The sequence below is a fragment of the Pseudomonas sp. 22526 genome (genome assembly GCF_052044735.1).
In the GTDB taxonomy this organism is placed as follows: Bacteria; Pseudomonadota; Gammaproteobacteria; order Pseudomonadales; family Pseudomonadaceae; genus Aquipseudomonas; species Aquipseudomonas piscium.
Genome location: NZ_JBQENK010000010.1, coordinates 1 through 25,668, shown reverse-complemented (window position 1 = coordinate 25,668; position 25,668 = coordinate 1). Strand labels below are relative to the sequence as shown.

Annotated in this window: 24 protein-coding genes; all 24 read left to right on the top strand. The window is 63.0% G+C overall.

All coding sequences use genetic code 11. The annotated features are described in order from the left end of the window. The first annotated feature begins 73 nt into the window (after positions 1-73). Entirely contained in the window at positions 74-241 is a 168-nt protein-coding gene (locus tag ACTJKT_RS16580) for a rubredoxin (protein WP_007930291.1), read from the top strand. Positions 242-279: 38 nt separating this feature from the next. Next, positions 280-1,428, top strand: a complete 1,149-nt coding sequence (locus ACTJKT_RS16575; RefSeq protein ID WP_053276695.1) for an NAD(P)/FAD-dependent oxidoreductase — start codon at positions 280-282, stop codon at positions 1,426-1,428. A gap of 188 nt (positions 1,429-1,616) precedes the next feature. Then, positions 1,617-1,892 (top strand): HU family DNA-binding protein, encoded by a 276-nt coding sequence (locus tag ACTJKT_RS16570; protein WP_003213368.1) that lies wholly within the window; start codon positions 1,617-1,619, stop codon positions 1,890-1,892. Positions 1,893-2,521: 629 nt separating this feature from the next. Continuing rightward, positions 2,522-4,078 (top strand): type VI secretion system protein TssA, encoded by a 1,557-nt coding sequence (gene tssA, locus ACTJKT_RS16565; protein ID WP_440787816.1) that lies wholly within the window; start codon positions 2,522-2,524, stop codon positions 4,076-4,078. A gap of 33 nt (positions 4,079-4,111) precedes the next feature. Further along, on the top strand, positions 4,112-4,615 hold the full coding sequence (gene tssB / locus ACTJKT_RS16560) for a type VI secretion system contractile sheath small subunit (RefSeq protein WP_007930286.1): 504 nt from the start codon (positions 4,112-4,114) through the stop codon (positions 4,613-4,615). Positions 4,616-4,644: 29 nt separating this feature from the next. Further along, complete coding sequence (gene tssC, locus ACTJKT_RS16555) at positions 4,645-6,120, top strand: type VI secretion system contractile sheath large subunit (RefSeq protein ID WP_007930285.1); 1,476 nt, start codon at positions 4,645-4,647, stop codon at positions 6,118-6,120. 14 nt (positions 6,121-6,134) lie between these two features. After that, a complete protein-coding gene (gene tssE / locus ACTJKT_RS16550; RefSeq protein ID WP_007930282.1) occupies positions 6,135-6,542 on the top strand; it encodes a type VI secretion system baseplate subunit TssE in 408 nt (135 codons plus the stop codon). Between the two features lie 14 nt (positions 6,543-6,556). Beyond that, positions 6,557-7,063, top strand: coding sequence for a PAAR domain-containing protein (locus ACTJKT_RS16545; RefSeq protein ID WP_440787815.1), 507 nt, complete (start codon positions 6,557-6,559; stop codon positions 7,061-7,063). 3 nt (positions 7,064-7,066) lie between these two features. Beyond that, a complete protein-coding gene (locus ACTJKT_RS16540; RefSeq protein ID WP_440787814.1) occupies positions 7,067-7,906 on the top strand; it encodes a hypothetical protein in 840 nt (279 codons plus the stop codon). Beyond that, complete coding sequence (locus tag ACTJKT_RS16535) at positions 7,872-8,225, top strand: hypothetical protein (RefSeq protein ID WP_440787813.1); 354 nt, start codon at positions 7,872-7,874, stop codon at positions 8,223-8,225. Before ACTJKT_RS16540 ends, ACTJKT_RS16535 begins: the two co-directional genes overlap by 35 nt. Before the next feature lie 80 nt (positions 8,226-8,305). Next, the gene (locus tag ACTJKT_RS16530; protein ID WP_440787812.1) at positions 8,306-8,677 is read left to right on the top strand and encodes a hypothetical protein; all 372 of its coding nucleotides are present in this window, start codon (positions 8,306-8,308) and stop codon (positions 8,675-8,677) included. 96 nt (positions 8,678-8,773) lie between these two features. Beyond that, on the top strand, positions 8,774-10,561 hold the full coding sequence (gene tssF, locus ACTJKT_RS16525) for a type VI secretion system baseplate subunit TssF (RefSeq protein WP_097306462.1): 1,788 nt from the start codon (positions 8,774-8,776) through the stop codon (positions 10,559-10,561). Then, positions 10,525-11,532, top strand: a complete 1,008-nt coding sequence (tssG, locus tag ACTJKT_RS16520; RefSeq protein ID WP_023967802.1) for a type VI secretion system baseplate subunit TssG — start codon at positions 10,525-10,527, stop codon at positions 11,530-11,532. The genes tssF and tssG overlap by 37 nt, the downstream gene beginning before the upstream one ends. A gap of 11 nt (positions 11,533-11,543) precedes the next feature. After that, positions 11,544-14,198, top strand: coding sequence for a type VI secretion system ATPase TssH (tssH, locus tag ACTJKT_RS16515; protein WP_440787811.1), 2,655 nt, complete (start codon positions 11,544-11,546; stop codon positions 14,196-14,198). Between the two features lie 10 nt (positions 14,199-14,208). Beyond that, the gene (locus tag ACTJKT_RS16510; RefSeq protein WP_440787810.1) at positions 14,209-15,726 is read left to right on the top strand and encodes a sigma-54 interaction domain-containing protein; all 1,518 of its coding nucleotides are present in this window, start codon (positions 14,209-14,211) and stop codon (positions 15,724-15,726) included. Positions 15,727-15,821: 95 nt separating this feature from the next. Then, positions 15,822-15,962, top strand: coding sequence for a hypothetical protein (locus ACTJKT_RS16505; protein WP_007930271.1), 141 nt, complete (start codon positions 15,822-15,824; stop codon positions 15,960-15,962). A gap of 17 nt (positions 15,963-15,979) precedes the next feature. Continuing rightward, entirely contained in the window at positions 15,980-17,173 is a 1,194-nt protein-coding gene (gene tagH / locus ACTJKT_RS16500) for a type VI secretion system-associated FHA domain protein TagH (RefSeq protein WP_106698917.1), read from the top strand. A gap of 5 nt (positions 17,174-17,178) precedes the next feature. Next, positions 17,179-17,679: a type VI secretion system lipoprotein TssJ gene (gene tssJ / locus ACTJKT_RS16495; protein WP_025807000.1), complete on the top strand. Its 501-nt coding sequence runs from the start codon at positions 17,179-17,181 to the stop codon at positions 17,677-17,679. A gap of 2 nt (positions 17,680-17,681) precedes the next feature. Beyond that, positions 17,682-19,013: a type VI secretion system baseplate subunit TssK gene (gene tssK, locus ACTJKT_RS16490; protein WP_007930267.1), complete on the top strand. Its 1,332-nt coding sequence runs from the start codon at positions 17,682-17,684 to the stop codon at positions 19,011-19,013. 5 nt (positions 19,014-19,018) lie between these two features. Continuing rightward, complete coding sequence (icmH, locus tag ACTJKT_RS16485; protein ID WP_025807001.1) at positions 19,019-19,888, top strand: type IVB secretion system protein IcmH/DotU; 870 nt, start codon at positions 19,019-19,021, stop codon at positions 19,886-19,888. Positions 19,889-19,902: 14 nt separating this feature from the next. After that, positions 19,903-23,430, top strand: coding sequence for a type VI secretion system membrane subunit TssM (gene tssM, locus ACTJKT_RS16480; RefSeq protein WP_440787809.1), 3,528 nt, complete (start codon positions 19,903-19,905; stop codon positions 23,428-23,430). Further along, positions 23,430-24,158 (top strand): PP2C family protein-serine/threonine phosphatase, encoded by a 729-nt coding sequence (locus ACTJKT_RS16475; RefSeq protein WP_007930264.1) that lies wholly within the window; start codon positions 23,430-23,432, stop codon positions 24,156-24,158. Before tssM ends, ACTJKT_RS16475 begins: the two co-directional genes overlap by 1 nt. Next, positions 24,155-25,219 carry a serine/threonine-protein kinase gene (locus ACTJKT_RS16470; RefSeq protein WP_440787807.1) on the top strand — a complete coding sequence of 355 codons (1,065 nt, stop codon included), beginning with the start codon at positions 24,155-24,157 and terminating at the stop codon, positions 25,217-25,219. Before ACTJKT_RS16475 ends, ACTJKT_RS16470 begins: the two co-directional genes overlap by 4 nt. A 21-nt stretch (positions 25,220-25,240) precedes the next feature. Beyond that, on the top strand, positions 25,241-25,668 hold a 428-nt coding region (locus ACTJKT_RS16465), incomplete at its 3' end, for a contractile injection system protein, VgrG/Pvc8 family (RefSeq protein WP_440787806.1).

Genomic DNA, 25,668 nt, shown 5'->3' with positions numbered 1-25,668 from the left:
CCCTGGCGTCATCCAGAGTCGATTCATCGACCATCCCGCCGGCAACAGCCTGAGAACCTGAGGAAACGTGTAAATGAAAAAGTGGCAATGTGTGGTCTGCGGCCTGATCTACAACGAAGCCGACGGCTGGCCGGACGACGGAATCTTGCCCGGTACCCGCTGGGAAGACGTGCCTGAAGACTGGCTCTGCCCGGATTGCGGAGTCGGCAAAATGGATTTCGAAATGATCGAAATCGGCTGATCACAACCTGTGATCCCCTGAACCTGAAGGAGTAAGGAATGAACGCACCTGTCGTCATCGTGGGCACCGGGCTGGCCGGCTATAACCTGGCCCGAGAGTTTCGCAAGCTCGATAGCGAAACGCCGCTGCTGCTGATTACCGCCGATGACGGACGTTCCTATTCCAAGCCGATGCTGTCCACCGGCTTTGGCAAGAACAAGGAAGCTGATGGCCTGAGCATGGCCGAACCCGGCGCCATGGCCGAGCAACTGAAGGCCGAGGTGCGCACCCATACCCGCATCAGCGGCATCGACCCTGGCCACAAGCGCCTGTGGATTGGTGAAGAAGCGGTGAGCTACCGCGACCTGATCCTCGCTTGGGGGGCGGAAACCGTGCGCGTACCGGTGGAGGGCGATGCCGGCGATCTGATCTTCCCGATCAACGACCTGGAAGACTACGCGCGCTTCCGCGCAGCTGCGGCCGGCAAGCGCCGGGTACTGCTGCTGGGCGCCGGCCTGATCGGCTGCGAGTTCGCCAACGACCTGATCCTCGGCGGTTACGAGGTGGACCTGGTGGCACCTTGCGAGCAGGTCATGCCGACGCTGCTGCACCCTGCGGCCGCTGCCGCGGTACAGGCCGGGCTGGAAAGCCTGGGTGCGCGCTTCCACCTGGGACCGGTGCTCAATCGCCTGCAGCGCACGGCAGATGGCCTAGAGGCGCATCTGTCCGATGGCGAGGTGATTGCCTGCGATCTGGTGGTGTCGGCGATCGGCCTGCGTCCGCGCATCGACCTGGCCGCCGCCGCGGGGGTGATGGTCAACCGTGGGGTGGTGGTGGACCGGCATCTCAAGACCTCCCACGCCAACATCTATGCCTTGGGCGACTGCGCCGAGGTCGATGGGCTGAATTTGCTGTACGTCATGCCCCTCATGAGTTGTGCGCGAGCGCTGGCACAAACCCTGGCTGGCAACCCGACGGCAGTCAGCTACGGCCCAATGCCGATCACCGTGAAAACCCCGGTCTGCCCGCTGGTGGTTTCGCCACCGCCACGCGGCCTGGAAGGCGTGTGGACGGTCGAAGGGCAGGGCGCCGACATCAAGGCGCTATGCCGCGATGCCGGCGGCAAACTGCTGGGTTATGCGCTGACCGGGGCCGCGGTCATGGACAAACTGGCCCTGAACAAGGAGCTTCCCGGCTTGTTGGCCTAAATACTGGTCGTTCTGTCGGAATAATCATGTGTTTGCCACTACAAAGGTCGCGCAGAGACTGGCGCCACTCCTAACCGCGTGCCATCCTCACACCCGTCTGCCGCAGAGTAGAGCCTGCGGCGCCTTGGGCGCTGTTCCGGAAGAACAGCACGGACATAACAACAAAAAACCGTCAAAGAGGCTTCACTATGCGTAAACCAGAACTCGCCGCTGCAATTGCTGAAAAAGCGGATCTGACCAAAGAACAGGCCAACCGCGTTCTCAACGCCGTTCTCGAAGAAATCACCGGCGCCCTGCATCGTAAGGACAGTGTCACCCTGGTAGGTTTCGGAACCTTCCTGCAGCGTCACCGTGGCGCCCGTACCGGCAAGAACCCGCAAACCGGTGAGCCGGTGAAGATCAAGGCCAGCAACACCGTGGCCTTCAAGCCAGGCAAATCGCTGAAAGACAGCGTCAATCCATAACTGTTGCGAACTCCCTCGATAGCAGGGAGAACCGTATTGAAAAATGGGCAAGCCGATAACTCGGATGCCCATTTTTTATGGGTGGCTGTTCGCATATAAAGAACAGGAATGCCTAGCGCAAGTTTCGCCAGAACTACATCTGTATTGTTCAAAAATCATACAGAGTGTTTGATAGCAAACTACCGTCCCAAGTGCCATCATATTAGTGGCACTTTCCGAAGTTGGGTGTTGTACGCGGACTGCACTATTTCATAAAAGTTCAGAATTAAGACTATTCCCATATCCGGCACTTTTCGACTCGGCATAGCATTGTCCCTTAATCATTGAATCGTGCTCTGGTTCATATCGCGCAAGGCTCTGGCTCGCGGCTCCTGGCGTTTCTGGTTGAAATAGGGATTCAACTGGCTGTCTAGGGGGAACCCCTGTCATATATAAGGCAATCTCTTACGAGAAGCCGATGACAGTTCGTCTTGTTGTTTGAGGGGATGCTTGCTAGTGGCCATCATACTGATTACGATGCGCGCTCTTGAAAGAGCAGGCTCAATTGGATGAGTACGCTCTTTGATACTGTCAAGCACGCGAAAAATGTCTCGCGGGCGTATAGACCGTAATCTCGAAAAAGGCCATGGATGTCCTACTCAAGCAAACTTTCTGCCCATTACCTCGAACTCGCCAAGGCCTCTATTTCCAAAGAGAGTTTTGCGGGCGAGGACGTTCGCTTCTCCAGCGAATACGAGGCGTTGGAAAGTGAGCTGGGCAAAGCCCAATCCATGCACGAAAGCGGTCAGATCGACTGGCTGAAAATCCTCGAAAACAGTGAAGCGCTGCTGCGTACCCAGTCCAAGGATCTGCGGGTGGCCGCCTGGCTTACCTGGGCCTTGTATCAGCGTGAATCCTTCCCCGGCCTGCTGGCCGGCTTTGGTCTTCTGCAGCACCTGTGCGAACAGCATTGGGCGCAGATCCACCCCGCCAAACTGCGTACCCGGTCTGCTGCCATCGGCTGGCTGGTGCCGCGTCTCGAGCAGGTGCTGGGGGAAAACGTCGCGATCAAGGAGCAGCTGCCGCTGTTCCGCCGCCTGGTGGAACACCTGGAAGGGCTCGACGCTGCGCTCACCGAGCATCTGGGCGACGATGCGCCCTTGCTGCTGCCGATCTGCCGGCGGCTGTCGACCATGGTCCAGCGCGCCGCCGACAACCAGCCGGAACCCGGCGCCGTGGGCGCGGTGGTGGCGCAGGTCAAGCAGGCCGCGACCCAGCTGTTTACGCCCGGCGCGCCTATCGACAACGAGAAGGAAGCGCAGAAGGCCCTGCGCGCCTTGCAGGAAAACGCCCGCCCGCTGAGCGCCTGGTGGCTCAAGCAGAAGGCCACGGATGTGCGTGCCCTGCGCTTGAACCGCACCATGCTGTGGTTGCCCATCGATGCCGTCCCGGAGCGCAATGCCGAGCAGATCACCGCGTTGCGCGGGCTGCCGGCCGACAAGCTCAAGACTTACCAGGAGCGTTTTGCCAATGGGCAGTACGCCGACCTGCTGGTGGAGCTCGAAGCCAGCCTGGCCAGGGCGCCGTTCTGGTTCGACGGCCAGCGCATGGTCTGGGAATGCCTGCAAGGGCTGAACGCCGACCAGGCGATGCGCGAGGTGGAGTTTCACTTCGCACTCCTGTTGCAGCGCCTGCCGGGCGTAGTCGAGCTGCGTTTCCACGACGGCGCGCCTTTCGCCGATCCGGCCACCCGCAGCTGGATCAGCGCCCACGTCATGCCCCATCTGCAAAGCGCCAGCGCGCCGCGCAAGGTCGAAGCGACCGCCAGCCAGCCGGCCTGGGAAGAAGCCCTCGAAGAGGTATTGCCGATCCTGCGCAAGGACGGCCTCAAGGCCGCCGTGCAGATCCTCAAGCAAGGCCTGCAGAACGCCCATGGCGGGCGGGTGCGGTTTTTCTGGCAGTTCAGCCTGGCGCGGCTGTGCTTCATGGCCAAGAAATACGAGCTGGCCAAGACCCAGCTCGAAACCCTCGATCAAGAATTACTGAGCTCGGGCCTGCATGCCTGGGAGCCGGATCTTGCGTTGGAAGTGCTGCACCTCCTGCATAGCTGCTGTGAGTTGTTGCCGCAGAACCACGCAGTGCGAGAACGCAAGGAAGAGATTTATCGCAGGCTGTGCCACCTCGACCTCGAAGTGGTACTCGAATAGGCCCCAGGGCCAACAACCGCAAGGAGAAAAGCCATGGCCAAAGAAGGCTCGGTAGCCCCCAAGGAACGCATCAACGTCACCTTCAAACCCGCCACCGGCGGTGCTCAGGAAGAGATTGAACTGCCGTTGAAGCTACTGGCAATCGGTGATTACACCCAGCGCGTGGACGAGCGCAAAGTGGAAGACCGCAAGCCGATCAGCATCGACAAAATGACGTTCGACGAAGTGCTGGCCAAGCAGGAGCTGAGCCTGACGCTGAGCGTGCCTAACCGTCTTCAGGAAGAGGGCGACACCGAAGAGCTGGCGGTCAAGCTGCGCGTCAACTCGATGAAGGACTTCAACCCGGCCAGCCTGGTCGAGCAAGTGCCTGAGCTGAAAAAACTGATGGAACTGCGCGATGCGCTGGTGGCCCTCAAGGGTCCGCTGGGTAACGCCCCTGCATTCCGTAAAGCCATCGAAGGCGTACTCGCCGACGACGAATCGCGCGGTCGTGTACTCGGTGAGCTGGGCCTGAACGCCGCAGCCACCGAAGCCTGAGTCTCTATCAGTCAAGGAAGCCAAACACTATGAGCACTAGTGCAGCACAACAGAAAAGCAACGAGAACGGCGAGTACAGCATTCTCGACAGCATCATCGCCGAAACCCGCCTGACTCCGGACGACGAAGCCTACGACATCGCCAAGCGCGGTGTGTCGGCCTTCATCGAAGAGCTGCTCAAGCCTCAGAATGATGGCGAGCCGGTCAAGAAAGCCATGGTTGACCGCATGATCGCCGAGATCGATGCCAAGCTCAGCCGCCAGATGGACGAAATCCTTCACCACGAAGACTTCCAGTCCCTGGAATCGGCCTGGCGCGGCCTGCAGTTGCTGGTCGACCGCACCAACTTCCGCGAAAACATCAAGATCGAAATCCTCAACGTCTCCAAGCAGGACCTGCTGGACGACTTCGAAGATTCGCCGGAAGTGATGCAGGCTGGCCTGTACAAGCACATCTACACCGCTGAATACGGCCAGTTCGGTGGCCAGCCGGTGGGCGCGATCATCGCCAACTACTTCATGTCGCCAAGCTCGCCAGACGTGAAGCTGATGCAGTACGTGTCCAGCGTTGCCTGCATGTCCCACGCGCCGTTCATCGCCGCGGCCGGTCCGAAGTTCTTCGGCCTGGAAAGCTTCACCGGCCTGCCGGACCTGAAGGATCTGAAAGACCACTTCGAAGGCCCGCAATTCGCCAAATGGCAGAGCTTCCGCCAGTCGGAAGACTCGCGCTACATCGGCCTGACCGTACCGCGCTTCCTGCTGCGCAACCCGTACGATCCGGAAGAGAATCCGGTCAAATCCTTCGTCTACAAGGAAACCGTTGCCAACAGCCACGAGCACTACCTGTGGGGCAACACCGCGTACGCCTTCGGTACCAAACTGACCGACAGCTTCGCCAAGTTCCGCTGGTGCCCGAACATCATCGGCCCGCAGAGCGGTGGCGCGGTAGAAGACCTGCCGCTGCACCACTTCGAAAGCATGGGCGAAATCGAGACCAAGATTCCTACAGAGGTTCTGGTTTCCGACCGTCGTGAATACGAACTGGCCGAGGAAGGCTTCATCTCCCTGACCATGCGCAAAGGCAGCGACAACGCGGCGTTCTTCTCCGCCAGCTCGGTGCAGAAGCCGAAGTTCTTCGGCATCAGCGCGGAAGGCAAGGCTGCGGAGCTGAACTACAAGCTCGGCACCCAGCTGCCGTACATGATGATCGTCAACCGCCTGGCTCACTACCTGAAAGTGCTGCAGCGCGAGCAACTCGGTTCGTGGAAAGAACGTACCGACCTCGAGCTGGAACTCAACAAGTGGATCCGCCAGTACGTCGCCGACCAGGAAAACCCGAGCGCCGAAGTTCGTGGCCGTCGTCCGCTGCGCGCCGCGCAGATCATCGTCAGCGATGTGGAAGGTGAGCCGGGCTGGTACCGCGTCAGCCTGAACGTGCGCCCGCACTTCAAGTACATGGGTGCCGATTTCACCCTGTCGCTGGTTGGCAAGCTGGACAAAGAGTAACCAGGAGCAAGGTCATGACCGGATACGGCAGCCTTTTCGAACGCCTGAGTGGCGAGGCCGACAAACGTGTCGGCTGGAGCCGCGAGGTTTCCGCCATGGCGTCGGTGGCTGCCCATCTGGGCAAGATGCTCAGCACCCGTGCGGGCAGCGTGCAGACGCTGTCCGATTACGGGTTGCCCGATCTCAACGACATGCGCCTGAGCCTGCACGACGCCCTGAGCCAGGCCCGCCTGGCCATCGAAAGCTTCATCGAAGCCTACGAGCCGCGTCTGAGCAATGTGCGTGTCGTTTCCCTGCCGCGTGATCACGACCAGCTCAAGCTGGCTTTCAATATCGAAGGCCTGCTTGAGGTGGACGGGTTCAAGCGCCAGGTCAGTTTTTCCGCGCGCCTGGATGGCAGCGGACAGGTCAAGGTCAGTTAAGCAAGGAGAGGACGATGTCAGGTAAACCCGCAGCACGCGTCAGCGATCCCACCGCCTGCCCGCTCCCCGGCCACGCAACCAACCCGATCGCCGCCGGTTCCGGCGATGTGTTCTTCGACGGACTTCCGGCTGCCCGCCAAGGCGATGCCTCAGCCTGTGGCGGCGCGATGGCCAGCGCCTTGGCGACCACGGTGCTGATCAACGGCAAAGCCGCGGCCACCGTTGGTTCTGTGGGTACTCACGGCAATACAGTCACGGCTGGATCGGGGACGGTGATTATCGGTGACTCCCACTCGGCGGCGCCGTTTGTTCCTCCATTACCGCTGATTATTCCTGGATTTGATGAGCAGTTTGCGCTGACAGATGAGGCGGGAGCTCCGATTGCCAATCGCCGATATCTGCTTGTTCGCGAAGATGGCATGCAGGAAGAAGGGGTTACCAATGATGCAGGGCTTACTCATCGGCTTGCTCGACATGAGCGAGCAGAGAAAGTCGAAGTCTACGTAGCAGCGGGAAGTTGATGAATGGCCACTGATACCATCAGCACTTCAAGTGGTACTTTCAAAAAAGTCGCTACGGTGCAAAGTTCCCCTACCAAAGCGCTTGTCCCTAAGCCGGTTGTAGTTGAGCAAGGGTTGACCGTATTTTTGGGTGGCGCTGGGATGATTGGTGGTTATAACGCCGACATGATCAACGCATTTACCGAGACAGGCATCGCTAATTCTGTTTATGGAAACTATTCATCCCTGATCACTGGGGCGGATGAGTATGTCCACCCAATGGTTGATATGCTCGCCGACGCATCAGCGGTTATTTTTTACAATCAGGATAGTAGTCGGTCGGCAGAGTCTGAATATGATCAGTTGGGCGTTGTAAAAGAAAGAACCGATTTGTATGGTTTGGTCGCTGTTAAAAGCACTGTGCCGGTTATAGAAAGCCAACCTGCGGATTTCTCCCTTGCTGCCATTGGCATATCAAAAAAGATTCCGACTTCTGGACAGTTCAATATTGTCGGGTACTCATGGGGGGCGGTAATTGCAGCGCGTAGCGCTATGTATCATGCGCGCAAGGATATTGTCGTCGACCACTTGGTTCTCATCGGTGCGCCGATCAATCAGGACTTGAAGGATGCGGTAACCGGGCATCCGAAAATAATCAAAACAATCATTATTGACCTGACGGATAAGGGCGATCCGATTTATGCCGGGATGACGGATGCCGCATTGGTTGGCGTTGCACCCGAGCTTGCGGGGCAGATGTCAGGCACTAACCAGGGACACTTTTACTATTCAGGGGATGATGCAGACGGTCAATTAAGGCATCGGGAACTTGCAAAGCGGCTTTATGACGAAGGGCTTCGATAAAGTGATGCGATATTTCGTTATCTTCATTTCTCTTGTCATGCTGTCTTTGAGCTTTATCGATCCCAAAGCCCCGTGGGGGGTTAGTATCGATTTTATGGGCTTATTGCTCCCTCAGGCGGTGTATACATTTTTTTTCGTGGTTTGTATTTTTCTTTATCTTCCGATGATAGTTGTCGGTTTTTATTATTTTGTAAAAAGTGCAGTTCGTTTGGTCAAGTTTCGAGATCTCAGGGGTGGGTTCGAGCCGTTTATTTTGTTTGTGCTCATCGTGGTGAGTTTGAGCCGGTTCGGCGATTGGGTTGTTTATGAGATTTTCTAAATTCCAACCTTGTCGCTGCAATCAATGGGTGTCCCGTGACTTGTTCTAACGGGCCGATGCCAACCACCGCTGCGCCCTCGATGAAGGGCAAGGCGTTGCGGCTCCTCAACGTATTCCTTTGCTCAGTCGGATTGCTGGCGATTCTGGTGCTGTTTGCGCTGCTGTTTACCTGGCAGCGGGATACCCCGCCAAAACTCTTCGCTCATCCCAATGCACTGTGGGTTGGCGCTGAGGATGGTGGCGTGTTCGTCGAAATCGCCAAGGCCGAGGCGCCGGATTATTACGTCGAGATTCGGCACGAGAATGGGGACATCTGGGCTGAAGGCTGGATCCGCTACGACAGTAAAGATGGCTTCCCGCTGAGTGCTGCGGCCATCACCGGATTTGGTGGCGGGGCGCTTTATCTGCAGACCAGCGTTGCGATGACGTCTGAAAAAGCGGAGGGCCGGTAATCATGTGCACTCATCGTGGGCTACGTGGTTTCCGGGCTGACGGTTGCGCTCTACAGGACGGTTTATTCATGAGACTCAATACCAGGCAGGTAACCCGTGTCCTTTAACCACTACTACCAAAGCGAACTCACCGCGCTGCGCCAGCTGGGTCGCCGTTTCGCCGAGCGTAGTCCGGCCCTGGCGCCGTTTCTCGGCCAGGCCGGGCGGGACCCGGATGTGGAGCGCCTGCTCGAAGGTTTCGCTTTCCTCACCGGTCGCCTGCGGCAGAAGCTCGATGACGAGCTGCCGGAGCTGAGCCACTCGCTGATGCACCTGCTGTGGCCGAACTACATGCGGCCGTTGCCGGCGTTCAGCATCCTGCAGTTCGACCCGCTGAAGCAGTCCGGGCCGGCCCTGCGGGTGGAGCGTGATACGCCGGTGGAGAGCAAGCCCATCGATGATGTGCGCTGCCGCTTCCGTACCTGCTACCCGACCGAAGTCCTGCCGCTGGACCTGACCGCGCTGAACTACTCGGTGAAAGGCGACGGCGCGCTGCTCAGCCTGCGCCTGGAGATGAGCTGCGACGGCCATCTCGGCGAGCTGAACCTGAGCCGCCTGCGCCTGCACCTGGCGGGCGAGCGCTACATCAGCCAGATGCTCTACCTGAGCCTGTTGCGCAACCTTGAAGGCATCGAGCTGGTGCCGCTGGGCATGGACGGCAAGCCGTTCCCCGGCGTCAGCGGCGACGCCATGTCGTTCAAGATGCCGGGCAACCGCGTGCAGCCGGTGGGCTTTGCCGAAGAAGAGGCGTTGATCCCCTATCCGCTGAACACCTTCCGCGGCTATCGCTACCTGCAGGAATATTTCGCCTTCCAGGACAAGTTCCTGTTCGTCGACCTGAACGGCCTGGACCTGCTCAAGTCGCTGCCGGAGGACACCCTCAAGCAGATGCACGGCCTGGAAGTGCGCTTCGACATTCGCAAGAGCGGCATCCAGCGCCTGCGGCCGACCCTGGACAACGTGAAGCTGTACTGCACGCCGATCGCCAACCTGTTCAAGCACGACGCGCTGCCGATCCGCCTCGATGGCAAGCAGGACGAGTACCTGCTGCTGCCGGCCGAGTACGACCTGGAAAACTGCGGCGTGTTCTCGGTGGAAACCGTCACCGGCTGGAAGCCCGGCGGCCTGGGTTACCAGGAATACGTGCCGTTCGAGTCCTTCGAGCACGACCCGAGTTTCGACGTCCCGCAAAGCCGTCCGCACTACAGCATCCGCCAGCGCTCCTCGCTGCTGCACGACGGCCTGGACACTTACCTGAGCTTCGGCATCCGCCACACCGAGGCTCACGAAACCCTGTCCATCGAGCTGACCTGCACCAACCAGAACCTGCCGCGCCGGCTCAAGCTCGGCGAGATCAACCAGGCGTGCGAGGAAACCCCGGAGTTCCTCAGTTTCCGCAATATCACCCCGGCCACCTCGAGCTACGCGCCACCGCTGAATCGCGACTTCCTGTGGAAGCTGATCAGCAACATGTCGCTCAACTATCTGTCGCTGGCCAACGTCGATGCGCTCAAGGTGATCCTGGAAACCTACGACTTGCCGCGCTACTACGACCAGCACCTGGAAAAGGTCAGCAAGCGCCTGCTGGGCGGGCTCAAGTCGATCCGCCACGAGCATGTCGACCGGCTGCATCGGGGCCTGCCGCTGCGCGGTCTGCGCACCGAGCTGACCATCGATCCGGAAGGCTATATCGGTGAGGGCGACATGTTCGTCTTCGCTTCGGTTCTCAACGAGTTTTTCGCTCTTTACGCCAGTCTCAACTCGTACCACGAGCTGCGGGTAAAAAGTACACAGGGAGAGGTGTACCAATGGACACCACGTATGGGTCTGCAGCCCCTGCTTTAAGCGGGCTGACCCGGGTCATCCGCGAGTACTCGCTGTTTCAGGCCGTGCTGCTGGTGGTGGACCGGCTGCGCGACTCCCATCCGGGCCTGAGCGAAGAGGATCTCTACGACCAGCTGGAATTCCAGGCCAATCCGAGCCTGGGTTTCCCTGGCAGCGACGTCGATCGCGTGGAGTTTTTCGAAGAGCACGGGCAGATGCGCGCGCGCCTGCGGTTCAACCTGATCGGGCTGTTCGGCTCCGGCTCGCCGCTGCCGGCGTTCTACGGTGAGCAGGCCCTGGGCGACAGCGAAGACGGCAACCCGACCCGCAACTTCCTCGACCTGTTCCACCATCGCCTGCAGCGGCTGATGCTGCCGATCTGGCGCAAGTACCGCTACCGCGCCAGCTTCAAGAGCGGCGCGCTCGACCCGTTTTCCGCCCAGCTGTTCGCCCTGATCGGCCTCGGCGGCGAAGACATCCGCAAGGCCAAGGAACTGAACTGGAAGCGCCTGCTGCCGTACCTCGGCCTGCTCAGCCTGCGGGCCCACTCGGCGGCGCTGATCGAGGCCGTGCTGCGTTACTACTTCAAGCATGCGGACCTGGTGATCGAGCAGTGCATCGAGCGTCGGGTGGAGATCCTCGAAGAGCAACGCAACCGCCTGGGCCGCGCCAACAGCCAGCTCGGCGAAGACCTGGTGCTGGGCGAGCGGGTGCGCGATCGCAGTGGCAAGTTCCGCATCCATATCCGCCAGCTCGACTGGCAACGCTTCCACGAATTCCTGCCGATCGGTTTCGGCTACCAGCCGCTGTGCGCGCTGGTGCGGTTCACCCTGCGTGACCCGCTGGACTACGACATTCGCCTGGTCCTGCGCCAGGAAGAAATCCGCGAACTGCGCATCGGTGAGCAGAACGCCTGTCGCCTCGGGTGGACCAGTTGGCTCGGCCGCGAACGCGCGGACGGCGTGGTGACCCTGGGCAGCAAAATTCATTAAGGACAGATGACATGATCAACGTAGACCTGCAGCAACTGATCCAGGCGCTGGACGCCGAAACCCGCCGCGACCTGGAAAGCTCCGCCGAACGCTGTGTCGCCCGTGGCGGCAGCAAGATCCTGGTTGAAGACCTGTTGCTGGGCCTGCTGGAGCGTCCGCAAGGCCTGCTCGCCCGCGCGTTGCAGGATGCCGAAGTGGATGCCGGCGAGCTGAGCGCGGCACTGCAATCGCGGGTCGAGCACAGTGCTTCGCGCAACCCGGTGTTCGCCCCGGAGCTGGTGCAGTGGCTGCAGGACGCCTTGCTGGTGGCTAACCTCGAACTGGGCCAGAGCCAGGTCGAGCAGGCGGCGCTGATCCTCGCCCTGCTGCGTAACCCGATGCGCTACGCCGGTAGCCGTTACCAGCCGCTGCTGGCCAAGCTGAATATCGAGCGCCTGAAGGATTTCGCCCTGTCGCAGAAGGAAGAGCCGGCCAGCGGCAAGCCAGCGGCGCCGGGCGAATCGCTGTTGCAGCGCTTCACCCACAACCTGACCCAGCAGGCCCGCGAGGGCAAGCTCGACCCGGTGCTGTGCCGCGATGGCGCGATCCGCCAGATGGTCGATATCCTCGCCCGTCGCCGCAAGAACAATCCAATCGTGGTCGGCGAAGCCGGCGTCGGTAAAACCGCGGTGGTCGAAGGCCTGGCCTCGCGCATCGCCGCCGGTGAAGTGCCACAGGTGCTCAAGGGCGTCGAACTGCTGTCGCTGGACATGGGCCTGCTGCAGGCGGGCGCCAGCGTGAAGGGCGAGTTCGAGCGCCGCCTCAAGGGCGTGATCGACGAGGTCAAGGCTTCGCCGAAGCCGATCATTCTATTTATCGACGAAGCCCACACCCTGATCGGCGCCGGCGGCAACGCGGGCGGTTCCGACGCGGCCAACCTGCTCAAGCCAGCCCTGGCCCGTGGCGAGCTGCGGACCATCGCCGCCACTACCTGGGCCGAGTACAAGAAATACTTCGAGAAAGACCCGGCCCTGGCCCGGCGCTTCCAGCCGGTGCAGCTGCACGAACCGACCGTCAGCGAGGCGGTGACCATCCTGCGTGGCCTGGCCCAGGTCTACGAGAAGAGCCACGGCATCTACCTGCGTGACGACGCGGTGGTGGCTGCGGCCGAACTGTCGGCCCGCTATCTGGCTGGCCGCCAGCTGCCGGACAAGGCGGTGGACGTGCTCGACACCGCCTGTGCCCGGGTGCGCATCAGCCTGGCGGCAGCGCCGGAGAGCCTGGAGCGCCTGCGTGGCGAACTGGCCGAAGGTGGCCGTCAGCGCCAGGCGCTGCGCCGCGATGCTGAAGCTGGCTTGGCGATCGACCAGGAAGCCCTGGACGCGCTGGAGGCCCGTCTGGCCGAAGCCGAGGCCGAGCAGCAAGCCCTGGAAACCCTGTGGAGCGAACAACGCACCCTGGCCGAACGTCTGCTCGAACTGCGCCAGCAACTGGCCAAGGCCCGCGACGCGGCGAACCAGCCGCCGCTGGTGTCGGTGGAAGAAGACGCCGAAGGCACGGTGATCGAAACCCTCGCCGCCGAAGTGGAAGAGGGGCAGAGCGTCGAGGCGCTGGAAGCTGCCCTCAACGAAACCCATCGCGCCCTGAGCGATGCCCAGAGCCAGGAACGCCTGGTCAGCTTCGAAGTCTGCCCGCGCCTGGTGGCCGAAGTGATCAGCGCCTGGACCGGTGTGCCGCTGACGCAACTGGCCCGTGAACACAACGCCAAGGTGGCGAGCTTCGCCACCGACCTGCGTGCGCGCATTCGCGGTCAGGAACAGGCGGTGCATGCGCTGGATCGTTCGATGCGGGCCACCGCTGCTGGGCTGAACAAGCCGGATGCCCCGGTGGGTGTGTTCCTGCTGGTGGGCCCGAGCGGCGTCGGCAAGACCGAAACCGCCCTGGCCCTGGCCGACCTGCTGTACGGCGGCGATCGTTTCATCACCACCATCAACATGTCCGAGTTCCAGGAGAAGCACACCGTGTCGCGCCTGATCGGCGCGCCGCCAGGCTACGTCGGCTACGGCGAAGGCGGCATGCTCACCGAGGCGGTGCGGCAGAAACCCTATTCGGTGATTCTGCTCGACGAGGTCGAGAAAGCCGACCCGGACGTGCTCAACCTGTTCTATCAGATCTTCGACAAGGGCGTGGCCAACGACGGCGAAGGGCGCGAGATCGACTTCCGCAACACGCTGATCCTGATGACCTCGAACCTGGCCAGCGACCGCATCAGCGCGCTGTGCGAGAACGGCGAGCGACCGAGCGCCGAGACCCTGGAAGAGACCATCCGCCCAGTCCTGAGCAAGCACTTCAAGCCGGCGCTGCTGGCGCGCATGCGCGTGGTGCCCTACTACCCGGTGGGTGGCCCGGTGCTGCGCGAGCTGATCGAGATCAAGCTGGGCCGCCTGGGCGAGCGCCTGAACCGGCGCCAGCTGGATTTCACTCACTGCCAGAACCTGGTCGACCACTTGGCCGAGCGTTGCACCCAGAGCGAAAGCGGCGCACGCCTGATCGACCACTTGCTCGACCTGCACGTACTGCCACTGGTGGCCGACCGTCTGCTGGAGGCCATGGCCACCGGCGAGAACCTCAAGCGCGTGCACGCGACGCTCGACAGCAGCGGCGGTGTGACCTGCGAGTTCGCCTGAGGTGGGTGTGATGTTCACTCGTGTACCGCAACCGCTGATCTACGCCGAGGCGCTGCTGGCGCAGTTCGCCAGCCTGTCGCGGGCGGCCGACGGTGGCGCGCTGCTGGGCGATTTCGTGCGCGGCGTGGCCGGGCTCAGCGGTTGCGAGCTGAGCCAGCTGTACCTGCTGGATGCCACCCATACCCGGCTCGGTCTCAGCGCCGAATGCCTGAGCGGCATCCTGCAGCCGCGGGAAGCGGCGAGCCTGCCGGCGGACTACAACGGTGAGCAGCTGCTGCAGTTCGCCCTGTGCCAGAACCGCGTGGTGAGCCTGGTTGGCCTGAGCGGCAGCCTGCACGAAACCAGCTTCCTGCCGGCCCGTGAGACTCCCTGGCAGTCGCTGCTGTGCGTACCGCTGGTGAACACGCAAAAGGCTGTCGAGGGCCTGCTGCTGTGCGCCAGTCGCGAACATATCGACCTGCAGGGCTTCGCCGATTCCATGGGCCAGCTGGGCTCGTTCGTACTCGGGCAATTGCATCTGCTGCAACGCCTGCGTCGTCCGGTGGGCGACGCGGCACCCGTGGCCAGCACCCCGGTCAGCGCCAGCGGCTATGGGCTGATCGGCAACAGCACAGCCATGCGCCAGACCTACCAGTTGATCAGCAAGGTGCTGCACAGCCCCTACACCGTATTGCTGCGCGGCGAGACCGGCACCGGCAAGGAAGTGGTGGCGCGGGCCATCCACGACTACGGCCCGCGGCGCTCCCAGGCGTTCATCGTGCAGAACTGCGCGGCGTTCCCGGAGAACCTGCTGGAGAGCGAGCTGTTCGGCTACCGCAAGGGCGCCTTCACCGGCGCCGATCGCGACCGTCCGGGGCTGTTCGACGCGGCCAATGGCGGCACCCTGTTGCTGGACGAAATCGGCGACATGCCGCTGTCCCTGCAAGCCAAGTTGCTGCGCGTGCTGCAGGAGGGCGAGATCCGTCCGCTGGGTTCCAACGACACCCACAAGATCGACGTGCGCATCATCGCCGCGACCCACCGCGACCTGGCGGTGCTGGTCAGCGAAGGCAAGTTCCGCGAGGACCTGTACTACCGCCTGGCGCAGTTCCCGATCGAGTTGCCGGCCCTGCGCCAGCGCGAAGGCGACATCCTCGATCTGGCCCGGCACTTCGCCGACAAGGCCTGCGCCTTTCTGCAGCGCGACCCGGTGAGCTGGTCGGAAACCGCCCTCAATCACCTCTCGGGCTACACCTTCCCGGGCAACGTGCGCGAGCTCAAGGGCCTGGTGGAACGGGCGGTGCTGCTGTGCGAAGGCGGCGAGCTGCTGGCCGAGCATTTCTCCCTGAGCAGCGAAGCGCTGCCGGAAGAGCCCGGCCTGAACCTGCGCGAACGCCTGGAGAAGGTCGAGCGTCACCTGCTGCTCGATTGCCTGCGCAAGAACGACGGCAACCAGACCCTGGCGGCCCGCGAACTGGGGCTGCCCAGGCGCACGCTGCTGTACCGCCTCGGGCGGCTGAACATCAATCTTGGCGACTTCGAGGGTTAGCGCGACATGACTTCCCCCAGCGCCTTTTTCGTTTCGCCAAGCGTCGCCCGCAAGGGTCGGCGCTTTGTGCATTGTCTACCCATGGAGACCCTCTGATGTCTGTTCGTCACTGGCAAGCCGCCCTGCTGGCTCTGATCGTTCTCAGCGGCCTCGGCGGCTGTAGCGGCAATTACAAATTCAACGACAACACCTATCGCCCATTGGGTGATCCGCAGGCGGTCAATCGCGGCAAGTGACCGCAAGGAGCATCATCATGGAACTGGTTTTCGAAATGCTGAACACCAAGCAGTTCGTGCCCACGGAGTTGAGCAGCAAAACCTTCAAGCAGGCCGGCGGGGTGATCGGGCGGGGCGAGGATTGCGACTGGATCATTCCGGACCGCAAGCGTCACCTGTCCAATCACCACGCGATCGTCAGCTACCGCGACGGTACGTTTTTCCTCACCGATACCAGCAGCAACGGTATCCAGGCCAGCGACAGCGGCGCGCGCCTGCGCAAGGGCGAGCCGCAGCGTATCGAGCACGGCAGCGTCTATGTGCTGGGGGATTTCGAGATCCGCGCGCGCCTGGTGCGCGACCCGGCGACCTTCGACACCGAAGTCGGGCGTCCGCAAGCCGCTGGCAGCATCATTCCCGATGACGCATTCCTCGACCTCGACCCGCTCAATGCGCTGGACCAGCAGGAGCGGGTGTATTCGGAAATCGACGAGCTGACTGCGCTCAACACGCCGCGCCAGGAACCACGGCAGCGCGCGGACTATGCGCGGATCGACATGGAAAGCCTGCTGGTGCCGGAACTGGTGGCGCAGCCCGAGGCGCCGGTCGCCGTCGAGCCGGCCCCGGTGGAGCGCCAGCGCGAAGGCTTCTGGGAGCATTTCGGCGCGGCGCTGGGGGTGGACCTCAAAGGTCTCGATCACGACGCCCGCGAAGCCCTGGCGATCGATGCCGCGCGCCTGCTCAAGCAAAGCATCGGCGGCCTGCAGCAGAGCTTGCGCACCCGCAGCGAGCTGAAAAACGAACTGCGCCTGGCCCTGACCACCGCCCAGGGCGGCAGCAAGAACCCACTGAAATTCGCTGTGGACGCCAGCGAAGCGCTGGGCATCCTGCTGCAGGGCAACAAGCCCGGCCAGTTGCCGGCAGAGCAGGCGATCTCTCGGGCTTTCCGCGATCTGCAGGCGCACCAGGTGGCGCTGCTGACCGCCAGCCGCGCGGCCGTGCGCGGCACCCTCGAGCATTTCTCGCCGCAGCAGCTGACCCTGCGTTTCGAGCGCGACAACAAGCCGTTGCTGGCCACGTCCGGCAGCCGCTGGAGAGCCTACAACCGCTATCACCAGGCCCTGCGTCAGGACGATGACTGGAGCGAACGCCTGTTGGCCCGTGACTTCGCCCAGGCCTATGAAGAACAGATTCGCCTGATCTCCACCCTTCACACCGAACACCAAGGATGATGCGCATGTCTCGCTGCTCGACCCTGTTACTCAAGACGCTGGCTGCGCTGACCGCCCTGGTGTTGCTGGCCGGCTGCTCGTCGCTGTCGCCGTACTCGACCATGACCAAGCTCAACCTCAAGCTGACCGCCAGCGACCAGCTCAATCCGGACCTCAACGGTCGTCCGTCGCCGATCGTGGTGCGGCTGATCGAGCTCAAGCATCCGGTGGCCTTCGAGAACGCCGATTTCTTCAGCCTCTACGAGCGCGCCAAGGAATCCCTGGCGCCGGACATGGTGGCCAGCGAAGAGCTGGAACTGCGCCCGGGTGAAACCGTGGAACTCAAGCTCAGCGTCGAAGAAGGCAGCCGCTACGTTGGCGTGCTGGCGGCCTACCGCGATATCTCCGAAGCCCAGTGGCGCTATGTGGTGCAGCTCACTCCGGTGGAGCTGACCGAAGCCGACCTGACCCTCGACCAGGCCGGTATCCGCACCAGCAACGCAACGCTCGCCAAGGCGGACAAGTAATCATGAACGTGCATAAAGTCATTTGGCAGGAAGGCATGTTACTGCGCCCGCAGCACTTCCAGCACAACGATCGCTACTACGACTACCAGATGAAAACCCGCACCCAGTTGCTGGGCAGTTATTCCTGGGGTTTCCTGAGCCTGGAGATCGACCTGCAGTTCCTCAACATGGGCAAGCTGGTGATCAGCCAGGCCTCCGGCATCCTGCCCGACGGCAGCCTGTTCGAGCTGGGTGGCAACACCGAGCCGCTGGCCCTCGACGTGCCGCCGAACACCGGTAATACCCCGGTCTACCTGGCCTTGCCGCTGGTGACCGGCAACCACATCGAGTCGCGCCGTCCGGAGCAGTCCGACGTCCTGGCGCGCTACACCGCCTACGAGGCGGAAGTGGCCGACTCCAACGCCGGCGACGATTCCAGCAGTCAGGTCAGTTGCGCCCGGCCGGACTTCCGCCTGCTGCTCGGCGAGCAACAGAGCGACCAGGCCTATGTGAAGCTCAAGCTCTGCGAAGTCCTCGATACCACGCCCGACGGGGTGATCAGCCTCGACCCGGACTTCGTGCCGACCTTCATCCACGCCCATGCCTCGAGCTACCTGCTGTCGTGCCTGAAGGAAGTGATCAGCATGCTCAGCCACCGCGGCGACACCATTGCCGATCGGATCCGTTCCAACGGCAAGGTCGGCGGTGCCGAAGTCGGCGACTTCATGATGCTGCAACTGATCAACCGCACCGAACTGCTGCTGCGCCATTACCTGGGCCTGGAGCAGGTGCATCCGGAAGAGCTGTACCGCACGCTGCTGACTATGCTCGGCGATCTGGCGACCTTCGCCAGCGACAGCAAGCGGCCGCGCCTGGACAGCCGCTACCAGCACAGCGACCAGGGCGCGAGCTTCCGCAAGTTGATGGACGCGATCCGCCAGGTGCTGTCGATGGTGCTCGAACAGCACGCCATCGAGCTGGTGCTGCAGGCACGCCAGTACGGGATCATCGTGTCGCCGTTGCATGACCACAAGCTGCTGGGCTCGGCCTCGTTCGTGCTGGCCGCCAGCGCCAACTGCGACTCCGAAGAACTGCGCCATCGCTTGCCGGCGCACCTCAAGGTCGGCCCGGTGGAGCGCATTCGCCAGCTGGTCAACCTGCACCTGCCGGGGATCAAGGTCAAACCCTTGCCGGTGGCGCCACGGCAGATCGCGTTCCACTCCAACAAAACCTATTTCATCCTCGAACTCAGTTCCGAAGACCTGGCGCAACTGGAGCGTTCCGGCGGTTTCGCCTTCCACGTGTCCGGCGAATTCGCCGAGCTTGAACTGAAATTCTGGGCCATCAGGAACTGACCGACATGATCAAGGACATGGAACACAACCAGGACGACAAGACCGTCCTGCTCGATCGCCAGGGCCATGGCCCGGCGCAGAGTCCGCTGACCGATTTCGCCGCGCCGCCGCGCTTCGAGCAACTGGAAGAACGGATGATCTACGCCGCGCGCCTGCGCCCGGCCGAGGCCTTCAACATCAGCCTGAACGCGCTGGTGGCGGCGGCCTCCGATCTGTTGTCGGAAGTGGTGCGCCTCAAGCACAGCGACACCCGCGAAGACCTGTACGCGCTCAACGAGCGGCTGACCGCGGGCCTGAAACTGTTCGAGGTGCGCGCCCTGCACAACGGCGCCGAAAGCAGCCAGGTCATGGCCGCCCGCTACGTGCTGTGCACCGTGGTCGATGAGGCAGTGGTCACCACCCCCTGGGGCAATGAAAGCGAGTGGTCGCAGATGAGCCTGCTCAGCAGCTTCCACAACGAGACCTTTGGTGGCGAGAAGTTCTTCCAGCTGCTGGATCGGCTGTCGAAGAACCCGGTCAAGCACCTGCCGATGCTGGAGCTGATGTACCTGTGCCTGTCGCTGGGCTTCGAGGGCAAGTACCGGGTCATGGCCCGCGGCATGCTCGAACTCGAAGGCATCCGCGATGCGTTGTACCGGCAGATCCGTCAGCTGCGCGGCGACGTGCCGCGCGAGCTGTCGCCGCATTGGGAAGGCCTGCACGACAAGCGCCGCAGCCTGGTGCGCATCGTGCCGTGGTGGATGGTCGCGCTGTTCACGGTGGTCTGCCTGGTGGTGATGTATTCGGGGTTCGCCTGGGTTCTGGGCGAGCAGCGCGAGACCGTTCTGCAACCTTATCAGCAGCTTGACCCGGCCGTGGTCCAGCCCCAGCAGTAATACAGGGACGTGTGATGAAAAACTTCTTCAAGAAAGTCGGCGCCTTCCTGCGCAAGACGTGGGTCTGGACGCTGTTGCTGGTGCTGTTCGTGGCACTGCTGGTGTGGTTCGTCGGGCCGCTGCTGGCGGTCAACGACTATAAATTCTGGGAAAGCGCGACCTCGCGCCTGCTGACCATCAGCGTGCTGTTCCTGATCTGGGGCCTGACCATGGTCTTCGTCAGCTGGCGCGCCGGGATCCGCAAGAAAGAAATGGAAGACAGCGAAGACGGCCAGGAACGCCTGCGCCGTGAAGAGCTGATCGACGAGGAACAGAAAGAGCTGCGCAGCCGCTTCAAGGAAGCCATGCGCACCCTCAAGACCTCGAGCCTGTACCGCGGGCGCAGCGAGCGCTGGCGCAACGACCTGCCCTGGTATCTGCTGATCGGCCCGCAGAGCAGCGGCAAGACCAGCCTGCTGGACTTCTCGGGCCTTGAGTTCCCGATCAACAAGATCGACCGCAAGCTGACCCGCGACACCATCGGCACCCGGCACTGCGACTGGTACTTCGCCGACCACGGCGTGCTGATCGACACCGCTGGCCGCTACCTGACCCAGCCCGATGCGGAAGTCGACGGCAGCGCCTGGAGCACCTTGCTCAACCTGCTGCGCAAGCGCCGTCGCGGGCGTCCGCTCAACGGCGTGCTGGTGACCATTCCGGTGGAACTGCTGCTGAGCGGCAACGAGCAGGACCTCGACACCCTGGCGCGCCAGGTACGTGCGCGCTTGCAGGACGTGCACCAGAAGCTGCACGTCGATGTGCCGGTGTACCTGGTGCTGAGCAAGGCCGACCAGTTGCTGGGCTTCGACGAGTTCTTCGATCAGCTGAGCCGCGAGGAAAGCGATCAGGTGCTCGGCACCAGCTTCCGCAAGGAGCAGAACGGCACCGACGTCGCCGTGCTGCGCCAGGAGTTCGAAGAGCTGCTGCGCCGTCTGAACAGCCAGGTGATCATGCGCATGCACCAGGAGCGCGACACCCAGCGCCGTGGCCGCATCCTCGACTTCCCGCACCAGTTGGGCCAGATCGGCGAGCGCCTGTGCCTGTTCGTCGACATGGCGTTCACAGGCAACCGCTACCAGCGTGCCAGCCAGCTGCGCGGCTTCTACCTGACCAGCGCGCCGCACCTGACGGAAAAGCTCGACCCCGATACCGCCAGCATCGGCGCCAGCCTGGGCATGGCGGCCGGCGTGCTGCCGACCCTGCGCAGCGGTCGTTCGCGCTTCATTCACCACCTGCTGAGCCGGGTGATTTTCCCCGAAGCCGACCTGGCGGGCCTGGACAAGCGCGAGCGCAATCGCATCCATTGGGGCCAGCGTGCGCTCTACGTTGGCGCGCTGGTGGCCCTGGCCTTGTTCGGCCTGCTCTGGGCCGGCGGTTTCTCCGCCAACTACGAGCGCCTGGAAAACCTGCGCTCCCTGGCGCAGAACTGGAACCAGCAGCGCATGGCCCTGACCGCCCGTGACGACGCGATGGCGGCGCTCAAGACCCTCGACACCAGCTTCGAAGCCACCAAGGTGTTCCCGGCCAAGGACGATGCATCGCTGCACGAACGTCTCGGCCTGTACCAGGGCGAGGAAAGCAACCCGGTGGTGCTCAGTGCCTACGAGCGTGAGCTGCAAGCGCAGCTGCTGCCACGGGTGGCGCAAATGCTGGAAGGGCAGATCCGCAGCAACATGCGCGACCGCGACCGCCTGCTCAACAGCCTGCGGGCGTACCTGATGCTGAACATGCAGGACCGTCGCGATCCGTCCTGGCTCAAGGATTGGGTAGCCACCGACTGGTCGACGCGCTACGCCGGCAACACCGCGGTGCAGAACGGCCTGGGCGCGCACTTCGAACGCCTGCTCAAGCTGCCGTTCAGCTACCCGCTCAACGACACCCTGGTGGCCCAGGCGCGCCAGGTGCTGCGCAGCGAGTCACTGGCCAACGTGGTCTATCGCGTACTGCGCGAACAGGCGCGGAGCCTGCCGGAGTACCGTCTGAGCCAGCACCTGGGGCCGCAGGGCAGCCTGTTCGTCGGCACCGACTACGCGATCCCGGGTTTCTACACCCAGCAGGGTTACCAGCAGTATTTCTCGGTCCAGGGCACGGCGCTGGTCACCGATATCCTGCGTGACAACTGGGTGCTGGGCGAAGGCAGCGGCATCAGCGGCATGGACCTGCGCCGGCTGATGGTGGAGCTGGAGCAGCTGTACTTCCGCGACTACGCCAACTTCTGGAGCGAAGCGGTCGGCCAGGTCGGCCTGCAGCCGTTCAACGATGCCGGCGAAGGCGCCGATCAGGTCGCCGGCCTGACCTCGGCCAACTCGCCAGTGCTGCAACTGTTGGTGGAGGTGCGTGAAAACACCCGCTTCCAGGCCATCGCCGAAAGCGCCGAAGACGTGACCGCCGCGGCGGACAAGGCTGCCGAGAAGGGTGGGGCGCTGGGCAAGGTCGCGGCGGCTGCCGCGGGCAAGGCCCAGGAAGCCCTGGCCAAGAACCTGCCGGACACCGCGAAGAAGTCCCTGCAACGGCGCTTCGAGCCGCTGCACCGCCTGCTGGACGACAACAACGGCCCGGCCGCCGACCTGACCCCGGCGCTGCAAGCGCTGAACGACCTGCAGCTGCAACTGGCCGGCCTGGCCCGTGCCAGCGCGCCCGAGCAGGCAGCGTTCGAAATGGCCAAGACCCGCATGAGCGGTCAGCGCGATGCCCTGAGCAACCTGCGCAACGCCTCGGTGCGCCTGCCGCGTCCGGTGAGCGTGTGGTTCAACGTGCTGGCGGAAGACACCTGGCGCCTGGTGCTCAACGACTCCTACCAGTACCTCAACCAGCGTTATCAGAGCGAGCTGTACAGCTTCTACGGCAAGGCCATCAGCAAGCGTTATCCGTTCAGCGCCCATAGCACCAGCGATGTCGCCATCAGCGACTTCCGCGAGTTCTTCAAGGCCCAGGGCATCGCCGATCGCTTCTTCGAAACCTACATGCGGCCTTTCGTCAGCGGCGATCCGGGCAACTACCGCCTGCGCAGCATCGACGGCCACAGCCTGCCGATGTCCAAGGTCTACCTCGACCAGATGGCCGCGGCCCAGGTGATCCGCCAGAGCTTCTTCTCGGAGAACCCGGCGGAGCCGCAGGTGCAGTTCAAGCTGGAGCCCTACACTCTGGACCCGGCGGTGAGCCGTTCCGAGTTCCGTTTCGGCGACAAGACCATGGAGTACCGCCACGGCCCGATCGTGCCGGTGTCCTTCAAGTGGCCGACCGATGCCGAAGACGGCCGCACCAGCCTGGTGCTGGACAAGATGGCCGGGCGCCCGGTGGGGATCGAAAAGAACACCGGCCCCTGGTCGCTGTTCCGTCTGTTCGACCTGATGCAGACCGAGTACCTGACCGGCCGTGACGTGCTGGTGCTCAAGGCCGACCTGGGCGGCCTGCGCGCCAACTACCTGCTGATGAGCCAGCGCACGCCGAACCCGTTCGACATGGGCGTGCTGCGCACCTTCCGCATGCCGGTGCAGCTCTGATGCTGGTTGCCAGTACCTGGCGCAGCGCTGCGCGCACCGATCCGGGTAAGGTTCGGGCGCGCAACGAAGATGCCTTCCTCGATTGTCCGGAGCAGGGGCTCTGGGTGGTCGCGGATGGCATGGGCGGGCATCAGGGTGGCGACATCGCCAGCCAGTTGATCGTCGCCAGCCTGGCCGAGTTGCCGGCGCAGGACAGTTTCGACGAGCGGCTCAAGGGCCTGCGCCAGTGCCTGCACTGGCTCAACCGGCGCCTGGGCCAGGAGTTGACCGTCACTGCCGAACGCCACGACAGCATCATGGGCAGTACCGTGGTCGCGCTGTTGCTGGAAGGCGACCGCGCGGCGTGCATCTGGGCTGGCGACAGCCGCTGTTACCTGTGGCGCGGGCAGCGTCTGTATCAGCTGTCCAAGGACCATTCGCTGCAACAGCAACTGATCGACGAGCAGCAGATGAGCGTCGAGCAGGCGCGGGCCCATCCGGCGGCCAATGCCCTGACCCGGGCGGTGGGCGCCAGCGAGCAACTGACCCTGGATGTGCTGGAGTTGCAGGTCTACCCCGGCGATGCCTTCCTGCTATGCAGCGACGGCCTGTACCAGGGGCTGACCAGCGACGCGCTGGGCAACGCCTTGAGCCTGGCCTCGCCGCAGGTGGCGCTGGAGCGTCTGTTCGACGGCGCCCTGCGTGGCTCGGCGCGGGACAACCTGACAGCCGTGGTGATCCGCCAATGAGTGATCTCAAATCCGGTCTGGATAACATCCTGATGAGCGAGGAAGAGGCCAGCAACCTGACCTATTTCGCCTTCGCCAAAGCCAATGAGGCGCCGCGTCCCGTGGCGCCCAAGGCCAAGGGCAAGGGCCGCAATCGTTCGAGGAACCGCTCCCGCGCCAAGGCCCAGGCCGTGGCCCCTGTGGGCGGGCTGCCGGATGTGCTGGCTGGACGTTACCGCCTCGAGCGCCTGCTCGGGGCCGGTGGCATGGGCGCGGTCTACCGCGCGCGGGACCTGCTGCATGAGCAGTTCGGCGACCCCGACCCTTACATAGCGCTCAAAGTCATGAGCGAAGAATTCTCCGAGACGCCGGATGCCAGCGCCTTGCTCTACAGCGAGTTCGCCCTGACCCGACGCCTGCGCCACCCGAACGTCGTGCGCTTGCACAGCTTCGAGGTGGACACCCAGTGCCAGCGCGCCTTCATCACCATGGAGCTGATGCGCGGCCTGACCCTGGACAAACTGCTCTGCGAACGGCCTACCGGCCTGCCGTGGAAAGAGCTGCGCGATGTGGTGCGGCCACTGCTCGATGCCCTGGCGTACAGCCACGCTCGCGGTGTGCTGCACGGCGACCTGAAGCCGAGCAACGTGATGCTCTGCGAAGACGGCGTGCGGTTGTTCGACTTCGGCCTGAGCCAGGCCGAGGAGGGCGTGCTGCCCGGCCTGCCGCAGCTGAGCCGCAGCCGTTTCAACGCCTGGACGCCCGGCTATGCCGCCCCCGAATTGCTGGAGGGCGGCGCCTTGTCGGCCAGCGCCGATCTGTACGCGGTGGCCTGTGTGATCTACGAACTGGCCTGCGGCAAGCACCCGTATCGCCGGTTGCCGTCGACCCAGGCCCGCGACGAACGCCTGGACCGCTCGCTGCAGGCGCCCAGGCATCTTCCCAGACATTGTTGGCCAGCCCTGCGCGCGGCGCTGGCCTTCGACGTGGCGCAACGCAGCATCTGCGCCCAAGCATTGCGCGACGCCATGCGCGCGGATTCGTCCTGGCTGCAACGCTGGTTCCATCGGCGTAACGGATGACCATCGAACAGGGAGCAAGCTATGTTCAATCCTTCCAATGAAACCCACTTCAGCCTGACGGTCGACGACTTCCAGGGTGACTTGCAGGTGCTGTCTTTCGAAGGGATCGAAGGCATCAGCCAGCCGTTCCGTTTCGATCTGGAACTGGTCAGCGAGAACCCCGACCTGGACCTGGAGACACTGCTGCACAAGCAGGCTTTTCTAGCGTTTGATCCGCAAGGCAGTGGCATCCACGGCCAGATCTACCGCGTGGCCCAGGGTGATGCCGGCAAGCGCCTGACCCGCTACAAGGTGTCGCTGGTGCCGCAGCTGGCCTACCTCGAACACCGTACCAACCAGCGCATCTACCAGCAGCTGTCGGCGCCGAAAATCATCGCCCTGATCCTCGAAGAGCACGGCATCCAGGGCAACGCCTACCGGTTCCAGCTCGGCACCCCGTGCCCGGACCG